Annotated in this window: 20 protein-coding genes; 12 read left to right on the forward strand and 8 right to left on the reverse strand. The window is 56.6% G+C overall.

The genetic code is table 11. From position 1 onward, the window contains the following. The first annotated feature begins 169 nt into the window (after positions 1–169). From guaB to PG871_RS13910, 3 genes are all read left to right on the forward strand, one after another. The gene (gene guaB, locus PG871_RS13900; RefSeq protein WP_270730246.1) at positions 170–1,618 is read left to right on the forward strand and encodes an IMP dehydrogenase; all 1,449 of its coding nucleotides are present in this window, start codon (positions 170–172) and stop codon (positions 1,616–1,618) included. Beyond that, positions 1,618–2,775, forward strand: a complete 1,158-nt coding sequence (locus PG871_RS13905) for an RsmB/NOP family class I SAM-dependent RNA methyltransferase (protein WP_270730248.1) — start codon at positions 1,618–1,620, stop codon at positions 2,773–2,775. The genes guaB and PG871_RS13905 overlap by 1 nt, the downstream gene beginning before the upstream one ends. A gap of 134 nt (positions 2,776–2,909) precedes the next feature. Then, the gene (locus PG871_RS13910) at positions 2,910–5,180 is read left to right on the forward strand and encodes an ATP-binding protein (protein WP_270730250.1); all 2,271 of its coding nucleotides are present in this window, start codon (positions 2,910–2,912) and stop codon (positions 5,178–5,180) included. On the opposite strand, the gene PG871_RS13915 is transcribed toward PG871_RS13910, so the two are convergent. Next, positions 5,173–5,772 carry a sulfotransferase family 2 domain-containing protein gene (locus tag PG871_RS13915; protein ID WP_270730252.1) on the reverse strand — a complete coding sequence of 200 codons (600 nt, stop codon included), beginning with the start codon at positions 5,770–5,772 and terminating at the stop codon, positions 5,173–5,175. The genes PG871_RS13910 and PG871_RS13915 overlap by 8 nt on opposite strands. A gap of 207 nt (positions 5,773–5,979) precedes the next feature. On the opposite strand from PG871_RS13915, the gene recA reads away from it, so the two are divergent. From recA to PG871_RS13940, 5 genes are all read left to right on the forward strand, one after another. Then, entirely contained in the window at positions 5,980–7,047 is a 1,068-nt protein-coding gene (gene recA / locus PG871_RS13920) for a recombinase RecA (protein WP_270730254.1), read from the forward strand. Then, complete coding sequence (locus PG871_RS13925; protein WP_270730255.1) at positions 7,044–7,595, forward strand: MOSC domain-containing protein; 552 nt, start codon at positions 7,044–7,046, stop codon at positions 7,593–7,595. The genes recA and PG871_RS13925 overlap by 4 nt, the downstream gene beginning before the upstream one ends. A 95-nt stretch (positions 7,596–7,690) precedes the next feature. After that, entirely contained in the window at positions 7,691–10,363 is a 2,673-nt protein-coding gene (gene alaS / locus PG871_RS13930) for an alanine--tRNA ligase (RefSeq protein WP_270730256.1), read from the forward strand. A 3-nt stretch (positions 10,364–10,366) separates the two neighbouring features. Further along, the gene (locus tag PG871_RS13935; RefSeq protein WP_270730258.1) at positions 10,367–10,654 is read left to right on the forward strand and encodes a DUF1330 domain-containing protein; all 288 of its coding nucleotides are present in this window, start codon (positions 10,367–10,369) and stop codon (positions 10,652–10,654) included. A gap of 22 nt (positions 10,655–10,676) precedes the next feature. Beyond that, positions 10,677–11,456 carry a class II glutamine amidotransferase gene (locus PG871_RS13940; protein ID WP_270730260.1) on the forward strand — a complete coding sequence of 260 codons (780 nt, stop codon included), beginning with the start codon at positions 10,677–10,679 and terminating at the stop codon, positions 11,454–11,456. A 54-nt stretch (positions 11,457–11,510) separates the two neighbouring features. Here the strand turns inward: PG871_RS13940 and typA are convergent, their stop codons facing one another. From typA to PG871_RS13960, 4 genes are all read right to left on the reverse strand, one after another. After that, on the reverse strand, positions 11,511–13,331 hold the full coding sequence (gene typA, locus PG871_RS13945; protein WP_270730261.1) for a translational GTPase TypA: 1,821 nt from the start codon (positions 13,329–13,331) through the stop codon (positions 11,511–11,513). Between the two features lie 70 nt (positions 13,332–13,401). Continuing rightward, the gene (locus tag PG871_RS13950; RefSeq protein ID WP_270730263.1) at positions 13,402–13,737 is read right to left on the reverse strand and encodes a DMT family transporter; all 336 of its coding nucleotides are present in this window, start codon (positions 13,735–13,737) and stop codon (positions 13,402–13,404) included. A 25-nt stretch (positions 13,738–13,762) separates the two neighbouring features. Then, positions 13,763–14,383, reverse strand: a complete 621-nt coding sequence (locus tag PG871_RS13955; protein ID WP_270730265.1) for a YitT family protein — start codon at positions 14,381–14,383, stop codon at positions 13,763–13,765. A 114-nt stretch (positions 14,384–14,497) separates the two neighbouring features. Further along, positions 14,498–15,712: an NADP-dependent isocitrate dehydrogenase gene (locus PG871_RS13960; RefSeq protein ID WP_270730266.1), complete on the reverse strand. Its 1,215-nt coding sequence runs from the start codon at positions 15,710–15,712 to the stop codon at positions 14,498–14,500. Between the two features lie 193 nt (positions 15,713–15,905). On the opposite strand from PG871_RS13960, the gene PG871_RS13965 reads away from it, so the two are divergent. After that, positions 15,906–17,726: a glycerophosphodiester phosphodiesterase gene (locus PG871_RS13965; protein WP_270730268.1), complete on the forward strand. Its 1,821-nt coding sequence runs from the start codon at positions 15,906–15,908 to the stop codon at positions 17,724–17,726. Beyond that, a complete protein-coding gene (locus PG871_RS13970; RefSeq protein ID WP_270730270.1) occupies positions 17,719–18,273 on the forward strand; it encodes a hypothetical protein in 555 nt (184 codons plus the stop codon). The genes PG871_RS13965 and PG871_RS13970 overlap by 8 nt, the downstream gene beginning before the upstream one ends. 3 nt (positions 18,274–18,276) lie before the next feature. Here PG871_RS13970 and PG871_RS13975 read toward each other — a convergent pair whose 3' ends face one another. The 3 genes from PG871_RS13975 to PG871_RS13985 are packed head-to-tail and all read right to left on the reverse strand — an operon-like array spanning position 18,277 to position 19,759. Further along, a complete protein-coding gene (locus tag PG871_RS13975; RefSeq protein ID WP_270730273.1) occupies positions 18,277–18,858 on the reverse strand; it encodes an HD domain-containing protein in 582 nt (193 codons plus the stop codon). Continuing rightward, on the reverse strand, positions 18,855–19,103 hold the full coding sequence (locus PG871_RS13980) for a hypothetical protein (RefSeq protein WP_270730274.1): 249 nt from the start codon (positions 19,101–19,103) through the stop codon (positions 18,855–18,857). The genes PG871_RS13975 and PG871_RS13980 overlap by 4 nt, the downstream gene beginning before the upstream one ends. Then, positions 19,103–19,759: an alpha/beta hydrolase gene (locus PG871_RS13985; RefSeq protein WP_270730277.1), complete on the reverse strand. Its 657-nt coding sequence runs from the start codon at positions 19,757–19,759 to the stop codon at positions 19,103–19,105. The genes PG871_RS13980 and PG871_RS13985 overlap by 1 nt, the downstream gene beginning before the upstream one ends. A gap of 163 nt (positions 19,760–19,922) precedes the next feature. On the opposite strand from PG871_RS13985, the gene PG871_RS13990 reads away from it, so the two are divergent. After that, on the forward strand, positions 19,923–20,387 hold the full coding sequence (locus PG871_RS13990) for an Rrf2 family transcriptional regulator (RefSeq protein ID WP_270730279.1): 465 nt from the start codon (positions 19,923–19,925) through the stop codon (positions 20,385–20,387). Continuing rightward, a complete protein-coding gene (locus PG871_RS13995) occupies positions 20,384–21,439 on the forward strand; it encodes a cysteine desulfurase family protein (RefSeq protein WP_270730907.1) in 1,056 nt (351 codons plus the stop codon). The genes PG871_RS13990 and PG871_RS13995 overlap by 4 nt, the downstream gene beginning before the upstream one ends. Positions 21,440–21,448 lie beyond the last annotated feature (9 nt).

The following is a 21,448-nucleotide window of genomic DNA, read 5'->3' on the forward strand; positions in this document are numbered from 1 at the left end:
ATGCTCGAAGGCGTCGCTTTTTGCCAATGCTGTGGGGAGGCGCGCAAAACGGGCAAAGACCTGCCCCGTTGGCGGGTTTTGCCATCCCGGTCGGGTTTTTGGGGTTTTCCACAGGGGCAAGCCATGCGATAGGGACGTGCCAAACGAGGTTCCCCCAAGGAGATGTGCGATGGAGATTCGTGAGGCGCTTACTTTCGATGATGTTTTGTTGGTTCCGGCTGCGTCGGTGGTTCTGCCATCAACGGCAGATACGCGCACCAAAGTCACGAAAGCCATTGATCTCAATATACCTCTGCTGAGTTCGGCGATGGACACCGTCACCGAAAGCCGAATGGCGATTGCCATGGCACAAGCGGGCGGCATGGGCGTGATCCACAAGAACCTCGATGCGGAAACACAGTCGCGCGAAGTGCGTCGTGTGAAACGCTTTGAAAGCGGCATTGTTTACAACCCTGTTACGCTGACTCCGAACCAGACGCTGGCTGATGCCAAGGCGCTGATTGAGCGCTATCGCTTTACGGGCTTTCCTGTGGTGGACGAGAAGGGCCACGTTGTGGGCATCGTGACCAACCGCGATATGCGGTTTGCGCAAAGCGATGACACGCCGGTGCACGCAATGATGACCACCAATGATCTGGCAATGCTCGCAGAGCCCGCTGATCTGGAAGAAGCCAAAAGCCTGATGCGGTCGCGGCGGATTGAAAAACTGTTGGTGCATGATGTCCAAGGCAAGCTGACCGGTCTGTTGACCCTGAAAGACACCGAACAAGCGGTTTTGAATCCTACGGCCTGCAAAGACGAGTTGGGGCGTCTGCGCGTTGCTGCGGCGTCTTCGGTTGGGGACAGCGGATTTGAGCGGTCGGAAATGCTGATCGACGCGGGTGTCGACATCGTGGTGGTGGATACGGCGCATGGGCACTCGGGAGGTGTTATTGATGCGGTGAAACGCGTTAAATCGCTGTCCAATTCGGTTCAAGTGATTGCAGGCAACGTCGCCACAGGGGACGCGACCAAAGCGTTGATTGATGCGGGCGCGGATGCCGTAAAGGTTGGAATTGGACCGGGCTCGATCTGCACCACTCGTATGGTGGCCGGTGTCGGCGTGCCGCAGCTGACCGCGATTGATGATTGTGCCAAAGCCGCCGGCGATGTGCCGGTTATTGCGGATGGCGGCATCAAATTCTCGGGCGATTTTGCCAAGGCAATTGCGGCAGGCGCAAGCTGTGCCATGGTTGGCAGCATGATCGCCGGCACGGATGAAAGCCCGGGAGAGGTGATCCTCTATCAGGGCCGGTCGTTTAAATCTTATCGCGGCATGGGCTCTTTGGGCGCGATGGCGCGGGGGTCTGCCGACCGTTATTTTCAGAAAGACGCGGCAAGCGACAAGTTGGTGCCGGAAGGCATCGAAGGCCAGGTGCCTTACAAAGGTCCGGCAGGCACGGTCATTCACCAACTGGTCGGCGGTCTGCGCGCAGCGATGGGATATACCGGCAACGCTACGGTCGAGGACATGCGCAAGAACTGCAATTTTGTGAAGATCACAGGTGCCGGGTTGAAGGAAAGCCACGTGCATGACGTGCAGATCACGCGTGAATCCCCGAACTATCGGATCGGCTGATGACACCTGCCGCGCGCGTCGCCACCGCAATTGAGTTGTTGGATGAAATTTTTGCCGGTGCGCCTGCAGAAAAATGCCTGACGGGGTGGGGGCGGCGAAATCGATTCGCAGGCTCCAAAGACCGCGCTGCGGTGCGTGATCATGTATTTGATGGCCTGCGCCAACGCGCGTCTGCTGCACAGGCAGGTGGCAGTGCGGATGGGCGCGGAGTCATGATTGGTGTGCTTCGCTTGTCCGGTATAGATCCAGAAACCATGTTCACTGGCGAAGGTTATGCGGCATCGGTTTTGAGTGACGACGAGCGGGCAGTTCACCCAGACAGTGCGAAGGCATTGGACGTGCCTGCTTGGCTGGTTGATCCTTTGCGCGACAGCCTAGCCGAAGAATTTGATGCGACAATGGAAGCAATCCGCCTGCGGGCACCGGTGAGCCTTCGGGTGAACCTGCGCAAGGCCTCTATTTCCGAGGCGCAAGCGCAGCTGCGTGAAGACGGCGTTGAGACAGCGCCCTTGGCACTTGCGGACACCGCGTTGTTGGTGACTGATGGTCCACGTCGGGTAGCACAGAGTGCGGCTTATCGCGATGGTTTGGTGGAATTGCAGGACGCGTCCAGTCAGGCTGCAGTTGCATCACTTTCACTTCGTAAGGGCATGAAATTTCTGGATTATTGCGCAGGGGGAGGTGGCAAAACCTTGGCCATGGCCGGCCTGTGTGACGGTCAGTTTTATGCACATGATGCCAATCCCGCACGGCTTCGAGATCTGCCGGCGCGGGCTGAGCGAGCGGGCGTGGCTGTTCAAATCGTCGATGATGCGGCCGGTGACGCGCCGTATGATTTGGTCTTTTGCGATGTGCCGTGTTCCGGAAGCGGAACCTGGCGGCGCACACCAGATGCGAAATGGCGGTTAACGCAACAGGATATGTCGGATTTGACGGACCTGCAGGCGGAGATTTTGACCCAAGCCGCCGATCTGGTCACGCAAGACGGAACTTTGGTCTATGCAACCTGTTCACTTTTGAAGGCAGAGAACGAAGATCAGCTGGCACAATTTGTGCAAGCGCATGACGACTGGACTGTCTGTGCGTCGCAGAGATTCGATATGACCGCGGACGGAGACGGGTTTTTCGTTGCTGAACTTCGGCGCAAGTCAGCCTAAAATCATCTAGAATGCGTTATTTCGTTGCAGTGTTAATGCCGGTTTAAGAAAATCCGGCTCATATTTGCGTTAACTGCAGGTTTTTAGGTGTTCATGTGACCATATCGGATGGGCCCTCCGGGGCCGAGCCTCAAATGGCGACTCTATTTCAAAGGCGCGCTCTTCCTATTGGATTGGCCGCGCTGGCACTTTTGGGTGTGTCGGCATTTGTGCCGCAGCCATTGTTGCAGATTTCGTTGATCGGCACGGCAGCCGTGATCATTCTGGGATTGCTTGTGTTGAGACTTCGCTACGCCAAACCTGCGGGCGGCACCTCTAGCAACTTGCCAATTGTCAAAGCTCTGGTTGATCAGGAAAAATCCGAGCAGATCCTGACGAATAGTGACGGCGTGATCCTGTATGCCAACATCGCAGCACAGGCACATCTAAAGCAGCGGGACAAAACTGTATCCGACGTGGCCAAACGGCGGGCTGTTGACGGCGAAGGTCTGGTCCAACGGCTTCTTGATTTGGCGGGCGACACCGGTCAGGGACAGGAAACTGTACCGCAACGTGATGGGTCTTTGTCGGTGCGTGTTTCTCGTTTGCCTGATGGGACAAACCACTGGATTTTTGAGACGTTTCATCCATCCGCAGAGCATTCGCAAGGAGCAAGCCCGCGTCTGCCGATGCTGACGGTTGGTAGATCCGGAACGATTCTGTTTATGAACGCCGCCGCGCGCAACCTGTTGGGCGAACGCAAAAAGACGTTGGGTGACGTGTTTGGTGATTGGTCGGGTATTCCCAGCGAGGCGACGATGGTGCTGACGGCCAAAGGCGAGCAGCAATGTCTGGTGGCGGAATTTGAAGCCACGGCAGGCCGCCGCGAAATATATTTGCTGCCGACAGAGGTGCCGGTGGTGCGCGAAGGGGCGGTTCTTTTTGACGAACTGCCGGTGGCGCTGCTGAAGGTGGACCGCGATGGTAAAGTGATCATGGCCAACCGCACCGCGCGCGGGCTTTTGGACAGCCAACTCACGGATGACACTTTGCTGAGCGACCTGTTGGAAGGGCTTGGTCGATCCATCGCGGATTGGTTGGCGGAGGCCGCGTCTGGTCGTGGTGGTCATCATTCCGAATTCTTGCGTCTAAAAAGCGACGAGAAAGAAACCTTTGTGCAGGTGAGCCTGAACCGCGTGGTTGAGGGCGACACAAGTTCGTTGATTGCTGTTCTTAGCGACGCCACCGAGTTGAAATCGCTTGAGGCGCAATTTGTTCAAAGCCAGAAGATGCAGGCCATCGGCCAACTTGCAGGTGGCGTGGCGCATGATTTCAATAACCTTTTGACTGCAATATCAGGACATTGCGACCTTTTGTTGCTGCGTCATGACCAAGGTGATCCTGACTTCGCCGACCTCATCCAGATCAACCAGAACGCCAACCGCGCGGCCGCGCTGGTGGGGCAACTGCTCGCTTTCTCACGCAAACAAAACCTGCGGCCCGAGATCGTGGATTTGCGCAATTCGCTGGCGGATCTGACACATCTGCTTAACCGATTGGTTGGCGAAAAAATCAGCCTTAGCCTGAGCAATGATCCTGTGTTGCCCGCCATTCGTGCGGACAAACGGCAATTGGAACAGGTGCTGATGAATCTTGTGGTAAACGCCCGAGATGCGATGCCAAGTGGTGGCGAAATCCGGGTTGTTACCGAAGGGCTGGATTTGATTGAGCCGATGGAGCGCGATCGGGTGGTTGTTCCGGTTGGAAAATACGTGTCCATCAGTGTCACGGACCAAGGCATGGGAATTCCACAAGACAAGCTGCAAAAGGTGTTTGAACCGTTCTACACGACCAAGAAAACCGGTGAAGGCACCGGGCTGGGGCTGTCCACTGCCTACGGCATCGTTAAACAAACCGGCGGGTATATCTTTATTGACAGCACCGTCGGCGAGGGCACGCGATTTTCGTTGATGTTCCCGGCATATTTGGGTGAGGGCGAAGCCGCGCCCGTTGAGACCGTTCAGAGCGCAGCCATGGAGCCAAGCGTCAGTCACAGCGGCGTTGTGATGCTGGTCGAGGACGAGGCACCTGTTCGGTCGTTTGCGACACGTGCGCTCAAAATGCGCGGGTTTACGGTTCTGGAGGCAAGTTCAGGCGAAGAAGCGCTTGAACTGTTGGAAAGTGACCACCCCAAAATCGATGTATTTGTCACGGATGTCATTATGCCCGGCATAGACGGCCCGACTTGGGTGCGCCAAGCGCGCGGCAGCTATCCTGATGTCCCGGTGATCTTTGTGTCGGGCTATGCCGAAGACAGTTTCAGCGACGATCAGGCGCGAATCACGCATTCCAGCTTCCTGCCGAAACCCTTTAGTCTTAGTGATCTGACGGAGGCTGTGTCGTCCAAAGTTAAGCTGACTAAGTAAGGCTTTCGTAGAGCTCAAATTCTTCGGCGCATTTGCGCAGCAGTTTGGTGCGGGTGTCCGGCGATAGGGACAAAGGCATGTCGGGTGAGCTGTTGCGACGCGGCAGCTCGATTTTGAGGTCCAGTCGCGTTTCTAGGAAATTCAATAGCTTAGGCTGATCTTCGTAGCGAAACAGGTGGTCAACCTTGAGGCCGTTTTTGCGGGGTTCCAAAAAGCGGGCCTGACTGCCGACATTGGCAAAAGACGCCTTACGCTCACCCTTCATGTATTCCTGAACGAAGTCTTCAAAGCTGACATCCGCAGTGGAGTTTGGAAGCCCGCGCAGGTCGTCACGGCGGCGATAGCGATACCAACTGGCAAGCCAGCTTACAGGTTCGCGCATGACCGCCATCGTTTCCATGTCATCCGTCTTGCAAGCACGTTCAAACATGGGTCGGAAGAAGCGGTTGTAGCGATACAGTGGCGCGTGTTTAAGCTCGGGCGGATGAGAGATCACCATGTCCGCATATGGGCTGAGCGTCTCTTCTATGGCTGTGGTGCCGGTTTTTGGGACCGACAGGAACACAAGTTTTTTGTTCCAGAAAACAAGCATCTACTGCGCCTCGGGTGGGAGTCTGTGGGTGTTTCGTTCACTTTGTTTGGGTTTTGTAAACTACTCCTTAACCGTTGTGCGAAAAATTTGTGTTTATAGATTTTGATTGATTTGTTCTCCTTTTGATCTCATAAGAGTTTAGAACAAGAGGTGAACGCAGGCAGTGATTGCCGCTTAGGCGCGGGTATGGAATAAGGAGCCAGACATATGGCAACGGCAGATCTTTTGACAATGAGCAGCAAGAAATCCAACGACAAGCAAAAGGCGCTGGACAGCGCTTTGGCGCAGATCGAACGTCAGTTCGGCAAAGGCTCCATCATGAAGCTGGGCGCGGACAATCCCGCGCAAGAAATTGAATCGACTTCGACCGGCTCTCTGAGCCTGGACATTGCTCTGGGAATCGGTGGTTTGCCCAAAGGGCGGGTTGTCGAGATTTACGGGCCGGAAAGCTCGGGCAAGACGACTCTGACGCTGCACTGCATCGCGGAAGAGCAGAAAAAGGGCGGCGTTTGTGCGTTTGTTGACGCGGAACACGCGCTGGATCCGCAGTATGCCAAAAAGCTGGGCGTGAACCTTGACGAGTTGCTGATCTCGCAGCCCGACACAGGTGAGCAGGCTCTGGAGATTGTTGATACGCTGGTACGGTCCGGTGCGGTGAACATGGTTGTTGTCGACTCGGTTGCGGCGCTGACGCCAAAATCCGAGCTTGAAGGCGACATGGGCGACAGCAGCGTTGGTGTGCATGCCCGCCTGATGAGCCAAGCGATGCGCAAGCTGACCGGCACGATTGCGCGGTCCAATTGCATGGTGATCTTCATCAACCAGATCAGGATGAAAATCGGCGTTATGTTTGGCTCTCCTGAGACCACAACCGGTGGCAACGCGCTGAAGTTTTACAGCTCTGTGCGTTTGGACATTCGCCGCATTGGCGCGGTCAAGGATCGTGATGAAATTGTTGGCAACGCGACCCGCGTCAAAGTTGTGAAAAACAAAGTTGCGCCGCCATTCAAACAGGTTGAATTCGACATCATGTATGGCGAAGGTATTTCCAAGACCGGCGAGCTTTTGGACCTTGGCGTCAAAGCGGGCGTGGTTGAAAAATCCGGCAGCTGGTTCTCTTATGGAGACGAGCGGATCGGGCAGGGGCGTGAGAACGCCAAGACCTTCCTGAAGGAAAACACCCGTGTCGCTTATGAGATCGAAGACAAGATCCGCGCGGCACACGGGTTGGATTTTGAAATGCCACCTGGCGATGAAGACCTGGTCGAAGATTGACCCCGTCTTTAGAAACTCTGACTGAGGCTTTGTCTCATGTGTTGGCCGCCCCCAAAGACGGGGCGGCCATTTCGCATTTGTGCCTGAGACCGGGTCGCAATGCGCGGCGGTTTGTGGATGAAATTACACTGACAAGTGCCGAGGGCATCCCCGGCGAACGCTGGGCCACTCAGCCGTGGATGCGGCTTGAAAACGGGACGCCACATCCGGGCATTCAGGTCTGCGTCATTCCAAAGCGCATTCTGGATCTGGTGTGGACGCCGAACGGAGAGGCAATGCATCCCGGGGATACCTTTGCTGCCGATATAGATCCGTCCGAAGAAAACCTTCCGGAGGGACAATTGCTTTCGGTCGGCACTGCGGTTTTACGGGTGTCTGAGGTTTTCAACGACGGCTGCGTCAAATGGAAAGCCCGTTATGGCGCTCAAGTGTATCACTGGGTGCGCGATCCGGCACATCGGACCTATCGTTTGCGGGGCTTTTTATGCTCGGTTGTGCAGGATGGCCAAATCCGGACAGGTGATGTTTTGCGCAAAGTCGAAGGCTAGTTAGCTACCGGGTTTTTCCAATGCCATGTGGACAGGCCTGCGCTCTGGTTATAAACCCTCTTCGATACAGCAAACCATGCTAAGAGAGCCCCTTGATGCCAAGTCTGAACGACATCCGGTCGACCTTCCTGAATTACTTCGCCAAGCAGGGCCACGAAATCGTGGACAGCAGCCCATTGGTGCCGCGCAACGACCCGACGCTGATGTTCGTCAACTCGGGCATGGTGCAGTTTAAAAACCTCTTCACAGGTGTTGAGAAGCGCGACTATCAGCGGGCCACGACTGCGCAAAAATGTGTGCGCGCCGGCGGTAAACACAACGATCTGGACAACGTCGGGTATACCGCGCGCCATCACACGTTTTTCGAGATGCTCGGCAACTTCTCCTTTGGCAACTACTTCAAGGAAGACGCGATCCGTTTTGCGTGGGAGTTGATCACCGAGGAATTCCAGATCCCGAAGGAAAAGCTCTACACGACGGTCTATCACACCGACGACGAGGCTTATAACATCTGGAAGAAAATGGGTGTGCCGGAGGATCGGATTATCCGCATCGCCACCTCTGACAACTTCTGGCAAATGGGTCCGACGGGTCCGTGCGGTCCTTGCACCGAGATTTTCTATGACCACGGTGAGCATATCTGGGGTGGCCCTCCGGGCTCGCCTGAAGAAGATGGTGATCGGTTTATCGAAATCTGGAACGTTGTTTTCATGCAAAACGAGCAGTTTGAAGACGGCTCGATGAAGGCGCTCGACATGCAGTCGATCGACACCGGCATGGGGCTGGAGCGGATTGGTGCTTTGCTGCAGGGCAGCCACGACAACTATGACACCGATCTGTTCAAGGCGTTGATCGAAGCCTCTGCCCATGCGACGTCAACCGATCCCTATGGGGATCAAAACGTACACCACCGCGTAATCGCCGACCACCTTCGGTCAACCTCGTTCCTGATGGCCGATGGCGTGATGCCGTCCAATGATGGGCGTGGCTACGTGTTGCGCCGCATCATGCGTCGCGCCATGCGCCATGCGCATCTGTTGGGTGCCAAGGATCCGGTCATGCATCAGCTGGTGCCGTCGCTGGTTCAGCAAATGGGGCAGGCCTATCCAGAGCTGGGACAGGCGCAGGCGTTGATTGAAGAAACGCTCAACCAGGAAGAAGTGAAGTTCAAGCAGACGCTGGATCGTGGCCTCAAACTTTTGGATGACGAGCTCGGCGGTCTGGATGACGGCGCACCGTTGCCCGGCGCGGCCGCGTTCAAACTCTATGACACCTTCGGGTTCCCACTTGACCTGACGCAGGACGCGTTGCGCGAGAAGGGTCGCGAAGTCGACACCGATGGGTTTGATGCGGCAATGGCCGAGCAAAAGGCCAAGGCCCGTGCCGCCCACGTAGGATCCGGTGATGCAGCCGAAGCCGCGCTGTGGTTTGATATCGCCGAAGATGGCGGGACAACCGAGTTTCTCGGCTATGATACCGAGACCGCCGAAGGGCAGGTTTTGGCGCTGGTTAAAGACGGCAATCTGGTCGAGAGCCTTGAAGAAGGCGCTGAGGGCTGGGTTGTTGTGAACCAGACGCCGTTTTATGCGGAAAGCGGCGGTCAGGTTGCAGACCACGGGATTATCTCGCGGCTTGAAAACCGTGGCGACGTGTCAAACGTGTCCGATGTCCACAAATTTGCCGACGGCAAGGTGTTTGCTCACAAAGTAATGGTCGGCACCGGCACCATCACCAAAGGCGACGCTGTTGCGTTGGATGTGGATCATGAGCGCCGCAAGGCAATCCGCGCCAACCACTCGGCGACGCACCTGTTGCACGAGGCGTTGCGCGACGCATTGGGCGATCACGTGGCCCAGCGTGGGTCCCTGAATGCCGATGACCGTCTGCGTTTTGACTTCAGCCACAACAAGGCGTTGAGCGCAGACGAAATCGCCCGCGTCGCGCTCGATGTGAATGCCTATATTCGTCAGAACACCGCTGTGGAAACCCGCATCATGACGCCGGATGATGCGCGCGACATCGGGGCTCAGGCTTTGTTTGGCGAAAAATATGGCGACGAAGTGCGGGTTGTGTCGATGGGGCGCGCCAACACGGGCAAAGGTCAGAACGGCGACACCTATTCGATCGAATTGTGCGGTGGCACACATGTGCGACAGACAGGCGACATAGGTGTGTTCGTCCTGTTGGGCGACAGTGCGTCTTCGGCTGGCGTGCGCCGGATCGAGGCCCTGACCGGTGAAGCGGCGTTCACGTATATCGAGGCGGAAGCCAAGCGTGCGGCCGAAGTGGCAACGGCGCTCAAGGCGCAGCCGGCCGATATTGTGGACCGTGTCAAAGCCCTGCTGGAGGAGCGCAAAGCGCTTCAAAACGAAGTTGCCACGCTGCGACGCGAACTGGCGATGGCCGGTGGTGCAGGGCAGGGCGGCGGGCCGGAAGCCAAAGAAATCAACGGCGTAAAGTTCTTTGCGCAGGTTTTGTCGGGCGTCTCCGGCAAGGACCTGCCACCGTTTATGGATGAGCATAAAGCCCGACTTGAAAGCGGGGCGGTTCTATTGATTGCCGATACTGGCGACAAGGTGGCTGTGGCCGCGGGCGTGACCGATGACCTTAAGGGCGAGCTTTCCGCCGTCGATCTGGTGCGGGCTGCGGTTGAAGCGCTTGGCGGTAAGGGTGGCGGTGGCCGTCCGGATATGGCTCAGGGTGGCGCGAAAGACGCGAGCAATGCCGACGCTGCGATTGCCGCGGCCGAAGCGGTTTTGGGAGGATAAGAGATGGGTGCACTTTGGATTGCGCATGTGACGGTTACGGATGCAGACGCATACGGAAAATACGCTGAGCTTGCCGGCCCGGCGATTGCCAAGCACGGCGGCGAATTCGTCGCGCGTGGCGGCCGGTTCGTGCAACTTGAGGGCAAAGAGCGTCCACGCAATGTTGTGGCCAAATTCCCAAGCGTCGATGCCGCTGTGGATTGTTACCACAGCCCGGAATACCAAGAGGCGCTGAGCCATGCACGCGGTGCGAGTGAGCGTGAATTGATGGTGGTGGAAACCACCGAATAAATCAAAGAAGGAGATCGGCCGGATGTGTCGTTGGGCCGCCTACATCGGGCAACCATGTTACATTGAAGATGTCGTCACCCGGCCAGATCACTCTCTGATCCAGCAATCCATTCAAGCGACCGAATGTAAAACCCAGACCAACGGTGATGGTGTTGGTCTGGCTTGGTATGGTGAGCGGCCCGAGCCGGGCTTGTATCGCGATATTTTGCCTGCCTGGTCTGATCCGAACCTGCGCTCTTTGACGGCGCAGGTGAAATCAGGCCTGTTTCTGGCGCATGTGCGGGCCTCAACCGGCACCGCCACCAGCCGCAACAATTGCCACCCGTTTGCGGTTCGAAACTGGTCGTTCATGCATAATGGGCAAATCGGCGGGTTTGACGGGTTCCGCCGTCACGCCGACATGCTGATCCCCGATGCGCTTTATGGTGAACGCAAGGGCGCCACAGACAGCGAGGTTCTGTTCCTTTTGGGGCTGACCGAGGGTCTGGATGACAACCCCAAAGAAGCGATGGAAATTGCGGTGGGAATCCTGCAGCGCATGAGCCGTGATCGGGGCACGACGCCGCATATGCGCCTGGCGGCGGCCTTTTCCGATGGCGAGGCACTTTATGCGATCCGCTATACCTCTGACCGGCTCGCACCAACGGTGTATCACCGCAAGAGCGACAGCCGCGACGGCCGTGCTGTTGTGAGCGAGCCGCTGGTGCAGGCAGAACACGGCTGGGAAGAAGTGCCGCCGGGATCGTTTTGCACCTTTCGCGGCAAGGATGTCACCATCGAGCCGTTCAGACCGCTTGTATAAGAAAAGGCCGGAGCAGATGCTCCGGCCTTTGTTTTTTGGCATTATCCAAACTGCTTATTGCGCCGATTTGGCCATCCGCTTGCGCTCATGCGGGTCGAGGTACCGCTTGCGCAGACGCACGTTGTTCGGTGTCACCTCAACCAACTCGTCGTCGTTGATATAGGCAATCGCCTCTTCCAGCGACAGGGTCATTGGGGTGGTCAAACGCACTGCTTCGTCTGTGCCCGAGGCACGTACGTTGGTCAGTTTCTTACCTTTGAGCGGGTTCACTTCGAGATCGTTTTCGCGGGAGTGCTCGCCGATGATCATGCCGGTATAGACGTCAGCCTGTGCGCCAATCATCATCTTGCCGCGATCCTCAAGGTTCCACAAAGCAAACGCCACCGATGAGCCGTTCTCCATCGAGATCAGAACACCGGAACGACGGCCTGCGATTGGGCCTTTGTATTCGGTCCAGCCGTGGAACACGCGGTTCAGAACACCTGTGCCGCGTGTGTCGGTCAGGAATTCGCCGTGGTAGCCGATCAGGCCACGCGATGGCACATGCGCGATGATGCGGGTTTTTCCGGCACCGGCAGGGCGCATTTCGACCAATTCGCCTTTGCGCGCGCCGGTCAGTTTTTCAATCACGGAACCCGAATATTCGTCATCCACGTCGATAGTGGCTTCTTCAACGGGCTCCATGCGTTTGCCGTTTTCTTCGCGCATGATCACCTGCGGACGCGAGATCGACAGCTCAAAGCCTTCGCGACGCATGTTTTCGATCAGAACGCCCATCTGAAGTTCGCCACGACCGGACACCTCAAAGGCTTCACCACCTGGAGTGTCAGCGATTTTGATCGCGACGTTGGATTCGGCTTCTTTCAACAGACGATCACGGATCACGCGCGACTGAACTTTTTTGCCGTCACGACCAGCCAGCGGGCTGTCGTTGATGCCAAAGGTCACGGTGATGGTGGGCGGGTCAATCGGTTGCGCCTCAAGCGGCTCGTCCACAGCCAGCGCACAGATGGTGTCGGCGACGGTCGCCTTGGACATGCCAGCGATGGACACGATGTCACCGGCTTGCGCCTCGTCGATGTCTTGTTGGGCCAGACCGCGGAACGCCTGAACTTTGGTCACGCGGAACTGTTCGATCTTTTGGCCGATGCGGGTCAAAGCCTGCACGGTTGCGCCAACTTTGAGTTTACCCGATTCAACGCGACCGGTCAGAATGCGGCCAACAAACGGGTCAGAGCCCAATGTGGTGGCCAGCATGCGGAAGTCGTCGTTTTGTTTGTGAATTTGCTTGGGCTCTGGCACGTGGTTGACGATCAGGTTGAACAGGGCGTGCAAGTCTTTGCGCGGACCGTCCAACTCGTTGTCGGCCCAGCCATTGCGGCCAGAGGCGTACATATGTGGGAAGTCGAGTTGATCATCGTTGGCGTCCAGCGAGGCAAACAGGTCGAAACATTCGTCCAGTGCGCGATCAGGTTCGGCGTCGGGCTTGTCGACCTTGTTGAGAACAACAATCGGACGCAGGCCCAAAGCCAGCGCTTTGGAGGTCACGAATTTGGTTTGTGGCATCGGGCCTTCGGCCGCGTCCACCAGCAGGACAACACCGTCAACCATGCTCAGGATACGCTCAACTTCGCCGCCAAAGTCGGCGTGGCCGGGCGTGTCCACGATGTTGATACGGGTGTCTTTCCACTCAACCGATGTGGGCTTTGCGAAAATCGTGATGCCGCGCTCGCGCTCCAGCGCGTCGCTGTCCATGGCGCGTTCCGCCACTTCTTGATTTTCCCGGAAAGCGCCGGATTGTTTCAGCAGTTCGTCCACGAGGGTGGTTTTCCCGTGGTCAACGTGCGCGATGATGGCGATGTTGCGAAGATCCATGAATCCGGCCTTTTCCTGTTCGCGCCCGCCCTAACGCGGGGCGCGGCAAAAGGCCAGACCCATTGTGTGATTAGTGGACTGCAGTGTTGGAAAACAGGTGGATTACCAGGATTCCAAGCACAATCATGCCCATTCCCAGAAGTGCCGGCCAATCCAGTTTCTGGCCAAAAACCAAGAATCCAATAACAGCGATCAAGACAATGCCCAGACCCGACCAGATTGCATAGGTGATGCCGACCGGCAAATACCGAAGTGTCAGCGCCATGAGATAAAACGCTGCGGCGTAGCTGATGACCACGATCACAGACGGCACAAGTTTGGAAAACTGGTTGCTTGCCTGAAGAGCAGTGGTTCCGATGGTTTCAAAAACCACGGCGATCATCAAGAACATATAGGCCTTGGGCATATTTCACCTGTCACAGAAAGGGCGTTTAGCGAGCGATGTAGCGGTCGCGTCGGTGGTTGGTTGCAATCATAATATTGACGATTGCCGCGCCCAGAAGGGAGTAAATGACCGCGTTGATGGGGAAAAACGACACCGATAAAGCAAATACCAGAACATCAAATCCAAGTTGCACCCAACCGGCCTTGATCCCGTAAGAATCCTGAAGCCACACGGCGACAATGCCAACTCCGCCAAGAGTGGCATTGTGTCGAAAAAGAACGATCAGACCGGCCCCCGCCGTTACCCCTGCAGCAAGCGCGGCGAATACCACGTGCAAGTCGGCAAAGGTCATGACTTTGGGCAGCAGAAAGCTCCAGCCTGTCAGCATACCGACGGCAGCAAAGGTTTTTAGCGTGAATATGAGGCCCATGCGGACAAGAGCAATCACATAAAAAGGCAGGTTCAACAGAAAGAACAAAGCGCCGAACGACATGCCCAGAGCTTTGGCGCCCACCAGAGACAGACCTGCGATTTGGCCGGTAAAGAGATCGGCCGCTTGCAGGAACTGAATGGATATTGCGACAAGCAGTGTGCCCACAAGCAACCCCTGCACATCATCAAAAATGCTGTGCTGTTCGGCGGTTGGGGATTCAAGAAAGCTTACCATGGCCGGCATTTGACCCGAGAATGCGGGTCTGTCCACAGCCCGGCGCGCATGGCCGATATGCAAAAGGGGCAAGACGGATGTCTTGCCCCCAGGTGTGTTTCGCGGTCAGACGGATTAACCAGCGAGCGCCTTGTTGAGGTTTTCGTCGATCTTTTCCAGGAAACCCATCGTGGTCAGCCAACCCTGATCCGGGCCAACCAGAAGGGCCAGATCTTTGGTCATGTAGCCGCTCTCGACAGTGTCCACGATCACCTTTTCCAGCGTTTCGGCAAATGTGGTCAATGCTGCGTTGTTGTCGAGTTTTGCGCGGTGCTTCAGCCCGCCGGTCCATGCGTAAATCGACGCAATCGAGTTGGTCGAGGTTGCTTCGCCTTTCTGGTGCTGGCGATAGTGGCGTGTCACTGTGCCGTGCGCGGCCTCGGCCTCGACGATCTTGCCGTCTGGCGTCATCAACTGGCTGGTCATCAGGCCCAAAGAGCCGAAGCCCTGCGCAACGGTGTCAGATTGCACATCCCCGTCGTAGTTTTTGCAGGCCCAGACAAACTTGCCGTTCCACTTCATAGCGCAGGCGACCATGTCGTCGATTAGACGGTGTTCGTACCAGATGCCGGCGTCTTTAAATTTATCGGCAAACTCGGCGTCAAACACTTCCTGAAACAGCTCAAGGAAACGACCGTCATACTGTTTGAGGATGGTGTTTTTGGTCGACAGATACAGCGGCCACTTGAGGTTAAGTGCGTAGTTCATCGATGCGCGGGCAAAGTCACGAATGGAGGCATCAAGGTTGTACATGCCCATGTAGACACCGGAGGACGGTGCATCAAAGACCTCTTTCTCGATGACTTCGCCGTCTTCGCCAACAAACTTCATGGTCAGCTTGCCGGGCCCCGGGAATTTCATGTCGCTGGCTTTGTATTGATCGCCAAATGCATGGCGACCAATGACAATCGGATTGGTCCAACCGGGCACAAGGCGCGGTACGTTTTTGCAGATGATCGGCGCACGAAATACAACACCGCCCAGAATGTTTCGAATGGTGCCGTTCGGGCTGCGCCACATTTTCTTGAGGCCAAACTCTTCGACGCGGGCTTCATCTGGAGTGATGGTGGCGCATTTCACTGCAACGCCGACCTCTTTGGTCTTTTCAGCAGCGTCGATGGTGATCTGATCTTCTGTCCGATCCCGTTCTTCAATGCCGAGGTCGTAATACAGCAAGTCGAGGTCAAGATATGGCAGGATGAGCTTTTCTTTGATGAACTGCCACATAATGCGGGTCATTTCATCGCCGTCCATTTCAACAATGGGATTGTCGACTTTGATCTTGGTCATGGGGATCTCCTGTGAACCGAGTCGCGTTGTGGCCTTCCTTAACGGAACTGGCGACGAATAAAAAGGTATGTATGCAATTGTATACTGATTTAAGCATCGGATCGCCGACATAACTATGCAGGCGAAAGCTCTTGTTTGTCGACGCCCGAATGACGGCTCGCTACTGTGGGGCGAAACCGGCAGGGAGCACGACATGATTTCTACCACCATTCAGGACGTTAAGGACGGCTTTGCCACCAGTTGGCGGCTACGGTGGCCGCTGGTGGAAACCAATCTCGCGTTCAACATTTTGTTCGCCGTGGTGTTTGCACCGGTCATGGCTCTCACTGTTCAGGCTGCGTTGATGTTGTCGGGAAAACCGGCTTTGGCGGATTTTGACATTGCAGTGTTTTTGTTATCGCCGGCGGGGGCTGTCGGGGGCGTCCTGTTGGTGTCGATGGCGCTGGTTTTGGCGGTGATGAACGTCGCTTTCATGATGGGCACTGCGCATCACGAGCATCAACATGGCAAAGTTGGATTGTGGGACGGCATTGCGATGGTTTTGCCTCATACGCCTTCTGTTTTGTCTCTGGCCCTTCGTCTAACGGTGCGAGTGCTGGGCCTTAGCCTGCCGTTTTTGGCGATCGCTGGTTTTGTATTCCTGCGGTGGTTAACCGAATTTGACATCAATTATTACTTGACCCATCGACCGCCAATTTTTTGGCAGGCGGGCGCCGTGATTGGCATTATCCTTGCGATCTGGATTGGTCTGCTGGGCTGGCGATTGCTTGGATGGACCTTAAGCTTGCCGTTGGTGGTGTTTGCCGGCACGCCGCCTGCACACGCGTTGCGCGAAAGCCGCGAACGGATGCAGGGACGTATGTGGGCGTTTCTGACACGTATGGCTGTCTGGGGCGCATTTGGCGCTGGACTGGCGGCGTTGGGTCTTGGGGCGGTTTCTTTGCTTGCGGATCTGCTTTTGGCAGTTGTTCCACAAAACACCAAGGTTCTGGTGGTCGTTTTGGTGCTGATCGCCTTGGTTTTGGTTGTGGTGAATGTTCTGGTGTCCGCGATCACAACTGGCGCGATGGCGGTTTTGATTCTGGATGAGGCGGGCTGGCCGCATAGCGCTGTTGAGCAGAAACCCGTACCGAAAGTGGCGCTGGTGGGTGTCACCGCAATGGCCGCGGTTTTGGGTGGGGTCGGGGCCGCGGGTTTGGCGGATATTTCGCCGGTTGACGCCGGCCAGCCAGTTGCGGTGATCGCACATCGGGGTGCGTCGGCAATCAAGCCTGAAAATACCATGGCCGCAATCGTCGAGGCGGTGCGGGTCGGGTCGGATTGGGTGGAAATAGATGTGCAAGAAACGGCGGACGGAGCCGTGATCGTGATGCACGACAGTGATTTTATGAAACAAGCGGGCAATCCTTTGACGATTTGGGACGCCACTGTCGACGACATAAAAGACATCGACATCGGCAGTTGGTTTGACAGCGCCTTTGCGCAGGAACGGGCCCCGCTGCTGGTGGATGTGCTGCGGGCCGCGAAGGACAAGTCCGGGGTTTTAATCGAGCTAAAGTACTACGGCCATGACGAAAAGCTGGAGCAACGGGTCGCCGAAATTGTCGAGGCCGAAGGCATGGTCGATCAGGTGGAGATCATGTCGCTAAAGTATGATGCAGTCGAAAAAATGCGCGCGCTTCGGCCGGATTGGTCGATTGGCCTCCTGGCGTCTGCGTCCCTTGGTCAAATGTGGAACCTGAATGCGGATTTCCTCGCGGTGAACAGCGCAACCACAAGCCATAGATTGGTGCGCGAAAGCCATGCGGTTGGCAAAAAGGTCTATGTCTGGACGGTGAACGATCCATTGGCGATGTCTGCGATGATTTCGATGGGCGTGGACGGCTTGATTACGGATGAGCCGGAGCTGGCCCGTTTGGTGCTGTCTGAGCGGCGTGATCTCAGCGGGCCTGAGCGGTTGGTTTTGGGGTTGGCCGGCTATATCGGTTTGGATCTGGAGATGTGGTTTGAATAAAGCACGCTTTGGCGGTTGGGCTTTGGTGCTGATTGCGTTTGCTGGCTCGGCCGGAGCTGAGGAAGAGATTGGAACGATTGCCCAGCTTGAGGTGTGGCGGCATCAAAAGCTGGCTCAAGCGCGGTCCGAGGACAGCGCGCAGCTTGCGGCCTTTACCACTGATGGGTGTTCAGGTGGCATGTCCGCCGTTTGGCGCACGATCGCGCAAACCTTTCCGGATTTTCGCGATGCGCAGGGTGAGGCACCACCGTGGGAGACGTGTTGCGTGGTGCATGACGTAGCATATCACCTTGGCGGTGAAGATGTTTCGCCTCAGGCGAGTTATTTCGCGCGGTTGTCCGCAGATGAGAGCCTGCGCCAATGCGTGCTGGACGTTGCGGAGCGTGATAGCGCCGCACTGCAGCTTAGGTATGGTCACTCGCACGACACCATCGAGACCGCGTTTGAGTTTATTGCGAACCGGATGTTTGATGCTGTGCGTGTTGGTGGCGCTCCCTGTTCGGGGCTTCCATGGCGATGGGGCTATGGGTGGCCGCAGTGCTGGTGAGGGTCAGCCGTTTTTGGCGAACCAATTGGCAATCCGGACGCGCAGGTGGTCCCAAATTGCCGGAGCGCCTTTGGCAACTTTCCAACCGACACGATCTTCGAGTTGCGCGGCGGTGACATTGTATTCCGGCCACGTGCCGCCGCCGGTTTCGAGATTGCCAATAACCGGCTGAACCCGATCGATGGATTTGGCAAAGACTGCGTCGTCGGTTTCGGCGGCCTCAAATTCGTCCCAAAGCGTGCGATATGCATCGCGTTGTTCAACGGGCAAAAGGCCAAAGATGCGATCTGCGGCCTCTGCTTCGGCGGCTTCCATTGCCGAAATGTCATGATCGCCGTGAATAGGGCTGTCACCGACATCGATTTCGACAAGATCATGTATCAGAAGCATTCGGATAACACGGTCGATGTTGACGGGCCGGTTGGCGTGTTCGGCCAAAATCATCGCATAAAGAGCAATGTGCCAACTGTGGCTGCCGCTGTCCTCGTGGCGGTGGCCATCGAGCACCTTGGTGGCCCGATAAACAGATTTAAGCTTGTCGGCCTCCGTCAGAAAGGCGAGCTGTTGAGCAAGCCGGTCGCTCATTCAGGTGTGCCCGGCGTGTCGGATTTGGCAGCTCTTGCGTCTTTGACCTTCTTAATCAGGAACTTGCGCGCCTTTTCTTCGGCCATACGCACCCGCATTTCGGTCAGGTAAGCTTCTTCTAGGGATTGCGAAGAGGCCGCCAGAATGCCGCCGACCTCAACAAAAAGTCTCTCGTCTTCGAGCTCTTTTTGCGCCTTCATGGTGTCTTCGGCCAGCTTTTCAGCCAGCCGATCTAGCGTGCTCATTACCGAGTGGTCTCCGTCAGGCGCCGTTTCACGTAGTTGCTCACGTTACCGGTCATCTGGTCCATGTAGTCTTCGGTTTCGAAGAAGTGGCCGGAGCCGTCAATTTCGGTGTGCGTGATTGTGATGCCTTTTTGCTCGTGCAGCTTGTTGACCAACGAATGGGTGTCTGCAGGCGGCGCAACGCGGTCGTTGGTGCCGTTCAAGATCAGGCCAGAGCTGGGGCAGGGTGCAAGGAACGAGAAGTCATACATGTTTGCGGGTGGCGCAATCGAGATGAAGCCGGTAATTTCCGGGCGCCGCATCAAAAGCTGCATGCCGATCCACGCGCCAAACGAGAAACCAGCAACCCAGCAGTGCTTGGAATTGGTGTTCATCGATTGCAGATAATCAAGCGCGCTTGCTGCGTCCGACAATTCGCCGACCCCTTGGTCGTATTCACCTTGCGAGCGGCCCACGCCACGGAAGTTGAAGCGCAGGACGGTGAAGCCCATGTTGAAGAACGTATAGTGCAGGTTGTAGACAACCTTGTTGTTCATCGTGCCGCCAAACTGCGGGTGCGGATGCAAGACGATCGCAATCGGCGCGTCTTTTTCTTTTTGCGGGTGGTAGCGGCCTTCGAGGCGGCCTTCGGGTCCAGGAAAAATCACCTCGGGCATGTGTGTCGCTTATCTCCTACAAATTCGGTAAAGCATTTCTTGACGAAATTGCTCGGTCACTTTAGAACGGTTCTAACTTCTGATCTTGGTTAGAAATTCGCACAGGGCTTAAGCGAGATAAGCACAGCTGCGCCCAAGGTCAATCAATTCGCGGGGTAAGACGATGAAACTGTCGACAAAAGGGCGATATGCGGTGGTTGCACTGGCAGATATTGCGTTGCAGTCCCATGAAAGCCTCGTGAACTTGTCTGAAATTTCCAAGCGACAGGACATCTCGCTGCCGTATCTGGAGCAGCTTTTTGTGAAATTGCGCCGTGCCGGGCTGGTGGAATCAGTGCGTGGACCAGGCGGCGGGTATCGTTTGGCCCAGTCGCCATCCGATATTCGTGTGGTTGATATTCTGACGGCCGTGGATGAAACCGTGTCTGCCTTGCACACCGGTGCAGGCGCCAGCGGTGGGTCCAGCGGGTCGCGTGCGCAGAGCATGGCCAACCGGTTGTGGGAAGGGCTGTCGGCCCATGTGTATGTGTTTTTGCATCAAACCCGTCTTTCGGACGTAATCAGCAATGAATTGGCCCCGTGCCCAGCGGTGCCGACGCTGTTTTCTGTGGTGGATGAAGACGCCTGATGCGCACGTATCTTGATCATAATGCAACCACGCCTCTCAGGCGTGAGGCGCGCGACGCAATGATCGCGGCGATGGACGTGGTCGGCAATCCGTCCAGCGTGCATGGCGAAGGCCGCAAAGCCAAAGCTGTTGTTGAAGCCGCGCGGGCCGATATTGCGTCGGCCTTCGGCGCTGACGGCGCAGATGTGATTTTCACGTCCTCAGCAACCGAAGCCGCAGCGCTGGCGTTGCGCGGCCGTGATTTTCATGCCGGTGACATTGAGCATGACGCGGTTGGTGCGTGGATCACGGCCGATCTTGGCGTCGATGCTGATGGTCGGGTGACCGTAGTTGATCCGGCGCAAAGCACGTTGCAGGCGGCAAATTCGGAAACCGGCGTCGTGCAAACTTTGCCAGAAGGCCTGGCCGTTAGCGATATGACGCAAGCGTTCGGCAAACTTCCGGTGGCTTTCAATTGGTCGGGCGCAACGATGGCGTTGATTTCGGCCCATAAGCTGGGCGGTCCCAAGGGCATTGGCGCATTGGTTGTAAAACGCGGCACGGACGTCGCGGCGCAACTTTTGGGCGGCGGTCAGGAAATGGGCCGGCGTGCCGGTACGGAAAACGTGATTGGCGCCGCGGGTTTTGCCGCAGCCGCGACGGCAGCAGCGCGAGATTTGTCCGATGGCGTGTGGGAACGGGTTGCACAGCTGCGCGATTTGCTGGAAGACACGTTGGAAACCGACGCAAAAGACTCAGTCATTATTGGGCGGAATACAAAACGGCTGCCCAACACGACATGTATCGCCACACCGGGATGGAAAGGCGAGACGCAGGTTATGCAGATGGATCTTGCAGGCTATGCGATTTCGGCAGGGTCGGCTTGCTCTTCTGGCAAGGTACGCGCAAGTCGCGTGCTCAAGGCCATGGGGTATGACGAAGACACCGCTGCAGGAGCGATCCGGATCAGTTTGGGTCCGGACACACAAGAACAGGACGTTCTGGGATTTGCCGATAAGTGGCTGGCTCAGATGAGGAAACACCACGTACGGGCTGCGCGAGCAACGGCGTGAGAGCGAACG

Source organism: Shimia sp. Alg240-R146, from assembly GCF_947331465.1.
Taxonomy (GTDB): Bacteria; Pseudomonadota; Alphaproteobacteria; order Rhodobacterales; family Rhodobacteraceae; genus Shimia.